Genomic DNA, 13889 nt, shown 5'->3' on the forward strand with positions numbered 1-13889 from the left:
TCGGAAAAAAACGTCGGAATCGGGGTAATAGTAGCGAGACGATACACTTTGCCACGCCTTGATGAACACTAATTGTGTGTATGCGCCTTGCTAACGGCCGCCGGGGCATTAAGCTGAGCGCCGTTTTTGCCTATCGGAGTACCCCATGACCCGTCGTTTGCCGCTGATTTTGCTGCTTATTGCCCTGCCGTTATGGCTGGCCGCCAGTTATGGCGCACGCTACGGCTTTATGGAGGAAGGCCAATGGGTCGGCATCTGCGCGGACGAGGCCAGCCGCTGGGAATGCCAGCTGCGTTCGAACCTGGGGTTGATGATCCACTTCAAGGTGCTGGGGTGGGCGGCGCTGATCACGTCGATGCTGGCGTTTTTTGTGCCGGGTCGCGCGGGCTGGGGGTTGGCAGTGCTGGGGATGGTATTCGGGCTGCCGGCGCTGGCGTTGTACAACACCACGTTTGCGGTGTTCGCAGTGGTGATTGCGGGGTTGCGGTTGGTGCGTAAACCCAGGGCTGTCTGATGGCGCGTTATCGCCGGCAAGCCAGCGTCCACCTTTAATCGTGTGAACCCGAGCAAAGGTGGGGGCTGGCTTGCCGGCGATAGCGGTATTAAGCCCGACGCACCCGCAGGCAACGCCACAACGCGATCACCATGAGCAGGCTAACCACCGCCCAGCCCCATGCCTGCTGGTTCAGCACCCCTTCACGGTAAAGCTGCGGCGCAATGCCGGCACCGATGATGAAGGTCAGCAACGCAATCTCCCGGCGTGGTCCGGTCACTGGACGCACCAGGTACACCAGGGCCGGCAGCACCAGTGCCGCGCTCGGAAAACTGCGATAGCGTGGATCGAACACCAGCGCCAGCATCATCACGGCTCCCGCAAACCCGGCAATTGCCACCAGCCAGCCTGAACGCTGCTCCAGCCAGTCGAATGTGCGTCCACGCCAACCTTCCCGCGAGCTCAGGGCCAATGCTGCGTGCGCCAGTACCAGCAGGTTCAGCACCACCAGCAGGCCTGCCCATGCCCATTCATCATTAAAGCGCGCGGTCACGCGGGTCAGCTCGGCCCAGGTGCCGAGCGAGCAAGCCGCGACGGCACCCAGCAGCGGCAGGGCCAGGGCGGCGCGCACGCTGCGTACACGACCACCCAGCGCCAAGGTGCCCAGCAGGATGAGCCCGCCAATGCCCAGCCACAGCGGCCAGTACGGCACATTGGTGACCGGCCCGGCGAGGATGGCCTTGTCCTGGCGGTCTGCATCAAACAGCCCCCAGTAACCCCCCACGGCGCCTTCACTCGCACGCTTCCACGGCTGGTCAAAGGCTTCGATCAGGTTGTAGCGCCAGCCATTCGCCTCGGCCATGGCCACGAAACCACGCATGAACTTGGCCTCGTTGACCCGGCTCGGCACTGCGGTTTCACGCTGGCGGCCTTCGCTGGGCCAGCCGGTTTCACCGATCAATATGTCCTTGGGCGCAAACTTGTTACCGAAGGTCTGGCGCACATCGCCCACATGCTTGAGGGCCTGGTCGATGCCGGACGGGTCATCTTCCCAGTACGGCAACAGGTGGATGGTGATGAAGTCCACCGCTGGAGCGATTTCCGGGTGATGCAGCCAGAACTCCCACACGTCCGCATACGTCACCGGCTGCTTGATCTGGCGTTTAACCGTTTGGATCAGCGCCACGAGCTGATGGGCGGTGACTTCCTTGCGCAGCAGGGCCTCGTTGCCGACGATCACCGAGGTCACGACATCGGGGTTGGCATTGGCCGAGGCGATCAGTTGGTCGATTTCCTTGGCGGTCGCCACCGGGTCGCTGCTGACCCAGGCGCCGGCCATCACCTTCAGCCCATGTTTGCGCGCCATTTCCGGCAAGGCTTCCAGGCCGACCATGGTGTAGGTGCGGATGCACTCGAAGCGGGTCGCCAGCAGGGCGAGGTCGGCGTCCATGCGTTCCGGACGCAGGGTGAGCGGCTGGTCAAACGGCGATTGGTCTTTATCGAAAGGCGTGTAGGACGCGCACTGCATCTTGTGCGTGGCGCTGGCGACATCGGGCAGCACCACGGGCCGGCCGAGGCCATACCAGTAACCGATCAGGGCCAGCAGGCCGAGGATCAAGGCAAATACATAGGACAGGGCAGGGAAGCGGGCAGTCGCGGGCATGGTCGGCTTATCTGGAGGAGCAAAGGCGCGCATCTTACCCGGATTTGGCCCGTCCCAGTGGGGCTGCATAATTTTGACATGCAAAGTTCGGGCGGGATTTCGAGGGTAAGTCCTACAAAGTGTCCTGCTGGCGATGTGATGTCGTTCCTTGCTTGTAGGATGTCGCTGACAGAGAAGGTCGAATGGCCTGGCAGGTTGATGATCGAAGTGTCAGTACTCCGCTGACGGCGCACTACCGTGATCGATGCGCGTGAAGGGGGCGCGGTGCACCACATAACAACAGGTTGACGTCGCTCGGCATCCGTCGGGCGCAGCACTTTCGGGGAAGTACTATGAAGATGCGACGACTCTTGGGCGCAGCTGCCACTCTGGTAGTTGCGATGAGCTCCACACTGGCCAGCGCCGACAGCAAAACCCTGAGCATCGGCTACGTGGATGGCTGGTCCGACAGCGTTGCCACCACCCACGTGGCGGCAGAGGTGATCAAGGCCAAGCTCGGTTATGACGTCAAACTGCAAGCGGTCGCCACCGGGATCATGTGGCAGGGCGTAGCCACCGGCAAGCTCGATGCCATGCTCTCTGCGTGGCTGCCGGTTACCCACGGTGAGTACTGGGCCAAGAACAAGGACAAGGTGGTCGACTACGGCCCCAACTTCAAGGATGCGAAGATCGGCCTGATCGTGCCGGAGTACGTCAAGGCCAAGTCCATCGAAGACCTCAAGACCGACACCACCTTCAAGAACAAGATCGTCGGCATCGACGCCGGTTCAGGCGTGATGCTCAAGACCGACGAAGCCATCAAGGCCTATGGCCTGGATTACAAGCTGCAAGCCAGCTCGGGTGCGGCGATGATCGCCGAGTTGACCCGTGCCGAAGACAAGCAGGAATCCATTGCGGTCACCGGTTGGGTGCCACACTGGATGTTCGCCAAGTGGAAACTGCGTTTCCTGGACGATCCAAAAGGGATTTATGGTGCTGCTGAAACCGTCAACAGCATCGGCAGCAAGGGCCTGGAGAAGAAAGCGCCGGAAGTTGCGGCCTTCCTGAAGAAATTCCAGTGGGCCTCCAAGGATGAAATCGGCGAAGTCATGCTCGCCATTCAAGAGGGCGCCAAGCCTGACGCGGCGGCCAAGGACTGGGTTGCCAAGCACCCCGAGCGTGTGGCCGAGTGGGTCGGTAAATAACCGTTGACCCTCTAGAAGTTACACCGCAGGCCTAACGTGGGAGCGGGCTTGCTCGCGAATGCAATGTGTCAGTCGGCCTGTGTATTGGCTGATACACCGCATTCGCGAGCATGCTCGCTCCCCTTTTTTTTGCCTGCATTCAGGCGATTGTTTATTTGTTGATTGAAAAACTTGCGAAGTCGCGATGTCGTTCTACTACTAAGGTCGTCTGGAACCTGTTCCGCAGCCGCATACAGTGGATACGTTCCAATAATAAAAAAGCTGTGCTGCGAGGATAAAAACAATGAACGACAGCATTTACCTCTCGATTCAAAACAGCCCGCGTTTCAAGGAGCTGGTGAGAAAAAGGGAAAGGTTCGCCTGGATTCTCTCGGCGATCATGCTAGGGCTTTACTCCGCTTTCATCCTGTTGATCGCTTATGGGCCACAAGTGCTGGGGGCCAAGCTCAGCCCCGGTTCGTCGATTACCTGGGGCATTCCCCTGGGCGTCGGGCTGATTGTGTCCGCCTTCATCCTGACCGGCATCTATGTGCGCCGGGCCAATGGCGAGTTTGACGACCTGAACAATGCGATTCTCAAGGAGGCTGCGCAATGATCCGGCGTCTACTGGCAGTATTCGGCGCTTCGCTCTTTGCACCCGCCGTCTGGGCGGCGGATGCATTGACCGGTGAAGTGCACAAGCAACCGCTGAACATCTCAGCGATCGTGATGTTTGTCGCGTTCGTCGGCGCCACGCTGTGCATCACCTACTGGGCCTCCAAGCGCAACAAGTCGGCGGCCGACTACTACGCGGCCGGCGGCAAGATCACCGGTTTCCAGAACGGCCTGGCGATTGCCGGTGACTACATGTCGGCGGCGTCCTTCCTGGGGATTTCCGCGCTGGTATTCACCTCCGGTTATGACGGCCTGATCTACTCGATCGGCTTCCTGGTGGGCTGGCCGATCATTCTGTTCCTGATCGCCGAACGCCTGCGTAACCTGGGCAAGTACACCTTTGCCGACGTGGCGTCCTACCGCCTCGGGCAAACCCAGATCCGCAGCCTGTCGGCCTGTGGCTCGCTGGTGGTGGTGGCGTTCTACCTGATCGCGCAGATGGTGGGCGCGGGCAAGTTGATTCAACTGTTGTTCGGCCTTGATTACCACGTAGCGGTGATCCTGGTGGGTATCCTGATGTGCATGTACGTGCTGTTCGGCGGCATGCTGGCGACTACCTGGGTGCAGATCATCAAGGCAGTGCTGTTGCTGTCCGGTGCCTCGTTCATGGCGCTGATGGTGATGAAGCACGTCAACTTCGACTTCAACACGCTGTTCTCCGAGGCGATCAAGGTTCACCCCAAAGGTGAAGCGATCATGAGCCCTGGCGGCCTGGTGAAAGACCCGATCTCGGCATTCTCCCTGGGCCTGGCACTGATGTTCGGTACTGCTGGCCTGCCGCACATCCTGATGCGCTTCTTCACCGTAAGCGATGCCAAGGAAGCCCGTAAGAGCGTGCTGTATGCCACTGGCTTCATCGGCTACTTCTATATCCTGACCTTTATCATCGGCTTTGGCGCGATCCTGCTGGTCAGCACCAACCCGGCGTTCAAGGATGCAGCAGGCGCCTTGCTGGGCGGCAATAACATGGCGGCGGTGCACCTGGCCAATGCGGTGGGTGGCAGTATTTTCCTGGGCTTCATCTCGGCCGTGGCCTTTGCCACCATCCTGGCAGTGGTTGCCGGCTTGACCCTCGCGGGTGCTTCGGCGGTGTCTCACGACCTGTACGCCAGCGTGATCAAGAAAGGCAAGGCCAACGAAAAGGATGAGATTCGTGTGTCGAAGATCACCACCATCGCGCTAGCGGTGCTGGCCATCGGCCTCGGTATCCTGTTCGAAAGCCAGAACATCGCGTTCATGGTCGGCCTGGCGTTCTCCATTGCCGCCAGCTGTAACTTCCCGGTGCTGCTGCTTTCCATGTACTGGAAAAACCTCACCACCCGCGGCGCGATGATTGGCGGCTGGCTGGGCCTGGTCAGTGCGGTTGGCCTGATGATCCTGGGCCCGACCATCTGGGTCTCGATCCTGCACCACGAAAAAGCCATCTTCCCGTACGAATACCCAGCGCTGTTCTCGATGATCATTGCGTTCGTCGGTATCTGGTTCTTCTCCATCACCGACAAGTCGGCGGCGGCAGAGAAAGAGCGTGCGCTGTACTTCCCGCAGTTTGTGCGTTCGCAGACTGGCCTGGGGGCGAGTGGGGCGGTTAACCACTAAGGACTAACGGCTACAAAAAAAATGCCCCGGTCGAGAGACCGGGGCATTTTTTTGCTTTTATTGGTAACGGATACGACAAAACTGTTTCTCAAATCCTGCAGCAATAAATTGCTCATCATCGGTGCCCGATGCGCCACCCACTCTAGGAGCCGGCTTGCCGGCGATGACACACTTGAACCTGGAGCTGTCCCTGAGTGCCTTAGCGCCGTCAAGCCAGCGCCTGCAGGGAGGGGCGGGGGCAGAAACAAATAAGGCCTCCAGAGGAGGCCTTATTCAGTGCAAGGAAGCGGTCTACTGCTTACTTGCGATCTTCCAGCTTGGTGATGTCACGCGACTCGTAGCCGGTGTACAGCTGGCGTGGGCGGCCAATCTTGTACGGGCTCGAAAGCATTTCTTTCCAATGGGAGATCCAGCCCACGGTCCGCGCCAGGGCGAAGATCACGGTGAACATGCTGGTTGGAATGCCGATCGCCTTGAGGATGATCCCCGAGTAGAAGTCGACGTTCGGGTACAGCGAACGTTCGATGAAGTACGGGTCGGTCAGGGCGATCTCTTCCAGGCGCATGGCCAGTTCGAGTTGCGGATCGTTCTTGATGCCCAGTTCCTTCAACACTTCGTCGCAGGTCTGCTTCATGACAGTGGCGCGCGGGTCACGGTTCTTGTAGACGCGGTGACCGAAGCCCATCAACTTGAACGGGTCGTTCTTGTCCTTGGCCTTGGCGATGAACTTGTCGATGTTCGAGACATCGCCGATTTCATCGAGCATGGTCAGCACGGCTTCGTTCGCACCGCCGTGGGCAGGGCCCCACAGTGCGGCGATACCGGCGGCGATACAGGCGAACGGGTTGGCACCCGAAGAACCTGCCAGGCGCACGGTAGAGGTGGAGGCGTTCTGCTCGTGGTCGGCGTGGAGGATGAAGATCCGGTCCATTGCCTTGGCAAGCACAGGGCTGATCGGTTTGATCTCGCACGGTGTGTTGAACATCATGTGCAGGAAGTTTTCCGCGTACGTCAGGTCGTTGCGCGGGTACATCATGGGTTGGCCCATGGAGTACTTGTAAACCATTGCGGCCAGGGTCGGCATCTTGGCAACCAGGCGGATCGCGGAAATTTCGCGATGCTGCGGGTTATTGATGTCGAGGGAGTCGTGATAGAAGGCCGACAGGGCGCCGACCACGCCGCACATGACGGCCATTGGGTGGGCGTCGCGACGGAAGCCGTTGAAGAAGGTCTTCAACTGCTCGTGAACCATGGTGTGGTTCTTCACGGTGCTGACGAACTGGGCTTTTTGCTCGGCTGTTGGCAATTCGCCATTTAGCAGCAGGTAGCAGGTTTCCAGGTAGTCCGACTGTTCGGCGAGTTGCTCGATCGGGTAGCCGCGGTGAAGCAGAATGCCATTATCGCCATCGATATAGGTGATCTTCGACTCGCAAGAGGCGGTCGACATGAAGCCTGGGTCGAATGTGAAACGGCCCGTGGCCGTCAGGCCCCGTACGTCGATAACATCGGGACCAACGGTGCCGGTTAAAATGGGCAGCTCGACGGGGGCTGCGCCCTCGATGATCAACTGCGCTTTTTTGTCAGCCATGTGGCCTCCTATTTATGCTTCAAATCATCAGACAGACCCCCCACGCAGGGCCCGCACCACTATATTGATATAAATCCAGATGTCAATTTGCCTAAAGTCTTGCGCCAGAAGGCTTTAACCGTACTTTTTCCTCGAAATTGACTGCCATTTACGCCTTTTATTCCCCCAGCGCAATCCGCTATTAGGGTGAGGAGTGCGCGTTGTCATTAGTAACCTAACTGTCTATACTCGGCCACCGACCGCCAAGGGCTTTTGGGCTTGCTTTCATTGGGGGTCGCACTCCCTGGGTGGTGCTTACCTGACCAGTGCACTCCCCAACAACTTTGCCCTGATTGTTAGGGGCTCTTCAGTGTGAAAAAAAGCCGTGAATAGCCAACGACCTGTAAACCTAGACCTAAGGACCATCAAACTCCCCATCACCGGCGTTACGTCGTTCCTGCACCGTGTTTCCGGCATCATCCTGTTCCTGGGCTTGGGCATCATGCTTTATGCATTGAGCAAATCCCTGGGTTCCGAGGAAGGATACGCCGAGGTGAAGGCATGCTTGACCAGCCCGCTGGCCAAGTTCGTAGCATGGGGCCTCCTGTCCTCTCTTCTGTATCACCTGGTAGCCGGTGTGCGCCACTTGATCATGGACATGGGCATCGGTGAGACGCTGGAAGGCGGCCGCCTTGGCTCGAAAATCATCATCGCCATTTCCGTGGTGCTGATCGTTCTCGCAGGAGTTTGGATATGGTAACCAGCGTTACGAATCTGTCGCGTTCGGGCCTCTATGACTGGATGGCACAGCGTGTGTCTGCGGTCGTTCTCGCGGCTTATTTCATTTTCCTGATCGGATACCTCGTCGCAAACCCGGGCATCGGCTATGAACAATGGCACGGCCTGTTTTCCCACAATGCGATGCGAATCTTCAGTCTGCTGGCCCTTGTTGCCCTGGGCGCACACGCCTGGGTTGGCATGTGGACCATCGCGACCGACTACCTGACGCCGATGGCGCTGGGCAAGTCCGCGACTGCAGTACGTTTCCTCTTCCAGGCAGTATGCGGCGTCGCGATGTTCGCTTACTTCGTCTGGGGTGTGCAGATTCTTTGGGGTATCTGATCCATGGCTAACATTCCAACTATTTCATTCGACGCCATCATTATTGGTGGCGGCGGTGCTGGCATGCGCGCTGCACTGCAGCTGGCCCAGGGCGGTCACAAGACTGCCGTGATCACCAAGGTGTTCCCGACCCGTTCCCACACCGTATCGGCCCAGGGTGGCATCACCTGCGCCATCGCGTCTGCCGACCCGAACGATGACTGGCGCTGGCACATGTACGATACCGTCAAGGGTTCCGACTACATCGGTGACCAGGACGCTATCGAATACATGTGTCAGGAAGGCCCGGCCGCGGTGTTCGAGCTGGACCACATGGGTCTGCCGTTCTCCCGTACCGAGCAAGGCCGTATCTACCAGCGTCCTTTCGGCGGTCAGTCGAAGGATTACGGTAAAGGCGGGCAGGCTGCCCGTACCTGCGCGGCTTCCGACCGTACCGGTCACGCGCTGCTGCACACCCTTTACCAAGGCAACCTGAAAGCCGGTACCACGTTCCTGAACGAGTACTACGCGGTGGATCTGGTGAAGAACGCGCAAGGCGAGTTCGTCGGTGTGATCGCCATCTGCATCGAAACCGGTGAAACCACCTACATCCGCGCCAAGGCTACCGTGCTGGCGACGGGCGGTGCAGGCCGTATCTACGCCTCCACCACCAACGCCCTGATCAACACCGGCGACGGCGTTGGCATGGCGCTGCGTGCCGGCGTGCCGGTGCAAGACATCGAAATGTGGCAGTTCCACCCGACCGGTATCGCCGGCGCTGGTGTACTGGTTACAGAAGGTTGCCGTGGTGAAGGTGGTTACCTGATCAACAAGCACGGCGAGCGTTTCATGGAGCGTTATGCTCCGAACGCGAAGGACCTTGCTGGTCGTGACGTGGTTGCCCGTTCGATGGTTAAAGAGATCATCGCCGGTAACGGCTGTGGCCCGAACGGCGACCACGTACTGCTGAAGCTCGATCACCTGGGCGAAGAAGTACTGCACAGCCGCCTGCCTGGTATCTGCGAGCTGTCCAAGACCTTCGCACACGTTGACCCGGTGGTTGCTCCGGTTCCGGTTGTTCCGACTTGCCACTATATGATGGGCGGCGTGCCGACCAACATTCATGGCCAGGCGATCACCCAGAACGCCGAAGGCGAGGATGAAATCATCCACGGCCTGTTCGCGGTAGGCGAAGTGGCTTGCGTATCGGTTCACGGTGCCAACCGTTTGGGCGGCAACTCGCTGCTCGACCTGGTGGTCTTCGGCCGTGCTGCTGGCCTGCACCTGGAGAAGGCGCTGACCGACGGTATCGAGTACGACGACGCTACCGACGCCAACATCGAGGCCGCCCTGGCGCGCCTGAACGCGCTGAACGAGCGCACTGATGGCGAAGACGTAGCGACCCTGCGTCGCGAGCTGCAAAGCTGCATGCAGAACTACTTCGGTGTATTCCGTACTGGCGAATACATGCAGAAGGGTATCGCCCAGCTGGCTGACCTGCGCAAGCGTATTGCCAACGTCAAGATCAACGATAAGAGCCAAGCGTTCAACACCGCTCGTATCGAAGCCCTTGAGCTGCAAAACCTGTTGGAAGTGGCTGAAGCGACTGCGATCGCCGCCGAGGTTCGTAAAGAATCCCGTGGTGCTCACGCTCGTGAAGACTATGAAGACCGCGACGACGAAAACTGGTTGTGCCACACCCTATACTTCCCGGGTGACAAGCGTGTAACCAAGCGTGCCGTGAACTTCTCGCCGAAGACAGTTCCGACCTTTGAACCGAAGATTCGGACTTACTAAGGGTGGCTGCCATGTTGAAAGTCAGTGTTTATCGCTACAACCCTGATCAGGACGCTGCGCCGTTCATGCAGGAATTCCAGGTCGATACCGGTGGTAAAGACCTCATGGTGCTGGATGTATTGGCACTGATCAAAGAGCAGGACGAAGGTTTCTCCTATCGTCGCTCTTGCCGTGAAGGTGTGTGCGGTTCCGACGGCATGAACATCAACGGCAAAAACGGCCTGGCGTGCATCACGCCGCTGTCCGCCGTCGTCAAAGGCAACAAGCTGATCGTTCGTCCCCTGCCAGGTTTGCCGGTTATCCGTGACCTGGTCGTCGATATGAGCATCTTCTACAAGCAATACGAGAAAGTTAAGCCGTTCCTGCAGAACGACACGCCGGCTCCGGCCATCGAGCGTCTGCAGTCCCCGGAAGAGCGCGAGAAGCTCGACGGTCTGTACGAGTGCATCCTGTGCGCTTGCTGCTCGACTTCGTGCCCGTCCTTCTGGTGGAACCCGGACAAGTTCCTGGGTCCAGCTGCCCTGCTGCAAGCGTACCGCTTCCTGGCAGACAGCCGTGATACCAAGACCTCCGAGCGTCTGGCTTCGCTGGATGATCCGTTCAGCGTATTCCGCTGCCGCGGGATCATGAACTGCGTCAACGTATGTCCCAAAGGCCTGAACCCGACTAAGGCCATTGGTCACATCCGTAACATGCTGCTGCAAAACGGCGTGTAACTGACGTTGTAGTAAAAGCAGGACCGTTGTGCCCGTAAATGCTACGGCGCAGGCTTCAACCGGCGCCGTAGTTTTAACTTGAGCAGCGACTTACAAAGCCGCGGCTCTTATTTTGAAGAAATGAGACAAGCAGGGGCATTCGGGTTGGTACCCGAACTATCAGCGTGATCCTAAGTGGCTTGTTTTGGTCGCTGCACTTGGCCTTTTGCAAGCAAACTCGGTGTTTCCGCCGGTGGTGTCCCCAAATCGAGGGTGACCAAGCATGCAAGAAAGCGTGATGCAGCGCATGTGGAACAGCGGCTATCTTTCAGGTGGTAACGCTGCCTATGTGGAAGAGCTTTATGAGCTCTACCTGCACGACCCTAACGCTGTGCCAGAAGAATGGCGCACCAAATTTCAGACGTTGTCTTCAGACGGCAACGCTGCCACCGATGTATCGCACGCAACAATTCGCGATCAGTTTGTGCTGCTGGCAAAGAACCAGCGCCGCGCCCAGCCGGTTTCTGCCGCAAGCGTGAGCAGTGAGCACGAGAAGAAGCAAGTTGAAGTATTGCGACTGATCCAGGCGTACCGGATGCGTGGCCACCAGGCGGCCCAGCTTGACCCGCTGGGGCTCTGGAAGCGTCCTGCACCTGCTGACCTGTCGATCAATCATTACGGCTTGACCAATGCCGATCTTGATACGACCTTCCGTGCCGGCGACCTGTTCATCGGCAAAGAGGAAGCGAGCCTACGCGAAATTCACGAAGCGTTGCAGCAGACATATTGCCGCACCATTGGCGCTGAGTTCACGCACATCACCGATTCCGAGCAACGCCACTGGTTCCAGCATCGCCTGGAAGGTGTGCGTGGTCGTCCGGTGCTTTCCGCCGACGTGCGCAGCCACCTGCTTGAGCGCGTAACCGCTGCCGAGGGCCTGGAAAAATACCTGGGCACCAAATACCCAGGCACCAAGCGTTTCGGTCTGGAAGGCGGCGAAAGCCTGATCCCGATGCTCGACGAGCTGATCCAGCGTTCCGGTTCCTATGGCACCAAGGAAATCGTGATCGGCATGGCCCACCGTGGTCGCCTGAACGTGTTGGTCAACACCTTCGGCAAGAACCCGCGTGAGCTGTTCGACGAGTTCGAAGGCAAGAAGAAGGTCGAGCTGGGTTCCGGTGACGTTAAATACCACCAGGGCTTCTCGTCCAACGTGATGACCACCGGCGGTGAAGTGCACCTGGCCATGGCCTTTAACCCATCCCACCTGGAAATCGTTTCTCCAGTGGTCGAGGGTTCGGTGCGTGCTCGCCAGGATCGTCGCAACGACACCACCGGTGAAAAAGTCCTGCCGATTTCCATCCACGGTGACGCGGCATTCGCCGGTCAAGGCGTGGTCCTGGAAACGTTCCAGATGTCGCAGACTCGCGGCTTCAAGACGGGCGGTACCGTTCACATCGTCATCAACAACCAGGTTGGCTTCACCATCAGCAACCCGCTGGACGCGCGTTCTACCGAGTACGCCACCGACGTTGCCAAGATGATCCAGGCGCCGATCCTCCATGTGAATGGTGATGATCCGGAAGCCGTGCTGTTCGTGACACAGCTTGCCATCGATTACCGCATGCAGTTCAAGCGTGACGTGGTCATCGACCTGGTTTGCTACCGCCGTCGCGGTCACAACGAAGCCGACGAACCAAGCGGCACCCAGCCGTTGATGTACCAGCAGATCACCAAGCAGCGCACCACCCGTGAGCTGTATGCCGAAAGCCTGACCAAGGCCGGTGTGGTTGACGACGCGCGCGTTCAGGCGAAAGTCGATGAATACCGCAACGCCCTGGACAATGGCCTGCATGTAGTAAAAAGCCTGGTCAAGGAGCCGAACAAAGAGTTGTTCGTTGACTGGCGTCCGTACCTGGGCCACGCCTGGACTGCACGTCACGATACGTCGTTCGACCTGAAGACCTTGCAGGAACTGTCCGCCAAGCTGCTGGAAATTCCAGAAGGCTTCGTGGTTCAGCGCCAGGTCGCGAAGATCTACGAAGACCGTCAGAAGATGCAAGCCGGCGGCCTGCCGATCAACTGGGGTTACGCCGAAACCATGGCGTACGCGACCCTGGCGTTCGAAGGTCACCCGATCCGCATGACCGGCCAGGACATCGGCCGTGGTACGTTCTCGCACCGTCACGCGGTTCTGCACAACCAGAAAGACGCGGGCACCTACATCCCGTTGCAGAACCTGTACGAAGGGCAGCCACGTTTCGACCTGTACGATTCGTTCCTGTCCGAAGAAGCCGTACTGGCGTTCGAATACGGTTACTCGACCACCACGCCAAACGCGCTGGTGATCTGGGAAGCCCAGTTCGGCGACTTTGCCAACGGTGCCCAGGTGGTTATCGACCAGTTCATCACCAGCGGTGAGCACAAGTGGGGTCGCCTGTGCGGCCTGACCATGCTGCTGCCACACGGTTATGAAGGTCAGGGGCCAGAGCACTCCTCGGCCCGTCTGGAGCGTTACCTGCAGCTGTGCGCCGAGCACAACATCCAGGTGTGCGTGCCGACAACCCCGGCCCAGATCTACCACTTGCTGCGTCGCCAGGTGATCCGCCCGCTGCGCAAGCCGCTGGTAGTGCTGACGCCGAAGTCGCTGCTGCGTCATAAATTGGCCATCTCGACCCTGGAAGATCTGGCTGATGGTTCGTTCCAGACCGTTATTCCAGAAATCGATGCGCTGGATGCCGCCAAGGTGACTCGCCTGGTCCTGTGCAGTGGCAAGGTCTATTACGACCTGCTGGAAAAACGCCGTGCCGAAGGCCGCGAAGACATCGCCATCGTGCGTATCGAGCAGCTTTACCCGTTCCCGGAAGACGACCTGATGGAGGCCATCGCGCCTTACACCAACCTCACGAACGTGGTGTGGTGCCAGGAAGAACCGATGAACCAGGGCGCGTGGTACAGCAGCCAGCATCACCTGCGTCGCAGCATCGGCAACCACAACAAGGCCCTGGGCCTGGAATATGCCGGCCGTGATGCTTCCGCTGCACCTGCGTGTGGTTATGCGTCGATGCACGCCGAGCAGCAGGAAAAACTGCTGCAAGATGCTTTCACTGTTTAACGCCTTCGCGCTGACTGAAACCGA

General features: G+C 58.9%; 11 protein-coding genes. 9 read left to right on the forward strand and 2 right to left on the reverse strand.

The window, feature by feature from the left end:
- Positions 1-145: 145 nt before the first annotated feature.
- Positions 146-514: a hypothetical protein gene (locus tag ATH90_RS09375; RefSeq protein ID WP_098466135.1), complete on the forward strand. Its 369-nt coding sequence runs from the start codon at positions 146-148 to the stop codon at positions 512-514.
- Between the two features lie 88 nt (positions 515-602).
- Here ATH90_RS09375 and ATH90_RS09380 read toward each other — a convergent pair whose 3' ends face one another.
- A complete protein-coding gene (locus ATH90_RS09380) occupies positions 603-2156 on the reverse strand; it encodes a glycoside hydrolase family 17 protein (RefSeq protein WP_098466136.1) in 1554 nt (517 codons plus the stop codon).
- A 332-nt stretch (positions 2157-2488) separates the two neighbouring features.
- Here ATH90_RS09380 and ATH90_RS09385 point away from each other — a divergent pair, with 332 nt between their 5' ends.
- The 3 genes from ATH90_RS09385 to ATH90_RS09395 all read left to right on the forward strand — a co-directional run bounded on the left by ATH90_RS09385 (position 2489) and on the right by ATH90_RS09395 (position 5590).
- A complete protein-coding gene (locus ATH90_RS09385; protein WP_069022581.1) occupies positions 2489-3340 on the forward strand; it encodes a glycine betaine ABC transporter substrate-binding protein in 852 nt (283 codons plus the stop codon).
- Positions 3341-3623: 283 nt separating this feature from the next.
- Positions 3624-3935, forward strand: a complete 312-nt coding sequence (locus ATH90_RS09390) for a DUF485 domain-containing protein (RefSeq protein ID WP_016972153.1) — start codon at positions 3624-3626, stop codon at positions 3933-3935.
- Positions 3932-5590, forward strand: coding sequence for a cation acetate symporter (locus ATH90_RS09395; RefSeq protein WP_034102928.1), 1659 nt, complete (start codon positions 3932-3934; stop codon positions 5588-5590). Before ATH90_RS09390 ends, ATH90_RS09395 begins: the two co-directional genes overlap by 4 nt.
- 298 nt (positions 5591-5888) lie before the next feature.
- On the opposite strand, the gene gltA is transcribed toward ATH90_RS09395, so the two are convergent.
- Positions 5889-7178, reverse strand: a complete 1290-nt coding sequence (gene gltA, locus ATH90_RS09400) for a citrate synthase (RefSeq protein WP_012723087.1) — start codon at positions 7176-7178, stop codon at positions 5889-5891.
- Positions 7179-7542: 364 nt separating this feature from the next.
- On the opposite strand from gltA, the gene sdhC reads away from it, so the two are divergent.
- From sdhC to ATH90_RS09425, 5 genes are all read left to right on the forward strand, one after another.
- The gene (gene sdhC, locus ATH90_RS09405) at positions 7543-7917 is read left to right on the forward strand and encodes a succinate dehydrogenase, cytochrome b556 subunit (protein WP_003190005.1); all 375 of its coding nucleotides are present in this window, start codon (positions 7543-7545) and stop codon (positions 7915-7917) included.
- Positions 7911-8279, forward strand: a complete 369-nt coding sequence (gene sdhD / locus ATH90_RS09410; protein WP_003172805.1) for a succinate dehydrogenase, hydrophobic membrane anchor protein — start codon at positions 7911-7913, stop codon at positions 8277-8279. Before sdhC ends, sdhD begins: the two co-directional genes overlap by 7 nt.
- 3 nt (positions 8280-8282) lie before the next feature.
- Entirely contained in the window at positions 8283-10055 is a 1773-nt protein-coding gene (gene sdhA, locus ATH90_RS09415) for a succinate dehydrogenase flavoprotein subunit (protein ID WP_034102929.1), read from the forward strand.
- Positions 10056-10066: 11 nt separating this feature from the next.
- Positions 10067-10771 carry a succinate dehydrogenase iron-sulfur subunit gene (locus tag ATH90_RS09420; protein WP_034102931.1) on the forward strand — a complete coding sequence of 235 codons (705 nt, stop codon included), beginning with the start codon at positions 10067-10069 and terminating at the stop codon, positions 10769-10771.
- A 262-nt stretch (positions 10772-11033) separates the two neighbouring features.
- On the forward strand, positions 11034-13865 hold the full coding sequence (locus tag ATH90_RS09425) for a 2-oxoglutarate dehydrogenase E1 component (RefSeq protein ID WP_034102933.1): 2832 nt from the start codon (positions 11034-11036) through the stop codon (positions 13863-13865).
- Positions 13866-13889: the final 24 nt, after the last annotated feature.

This window comes from Pseudomonas lurida (assembly GCF_002563895.1).
GTDB classification, from domain to species: domain Bacteria; phylum Pseudomonadota; class Gammaproteobacteria; order Pseudomonadales; family Pseudomonadaceae; genus Aquipseudomonas; species Aquipseudomonas lurida.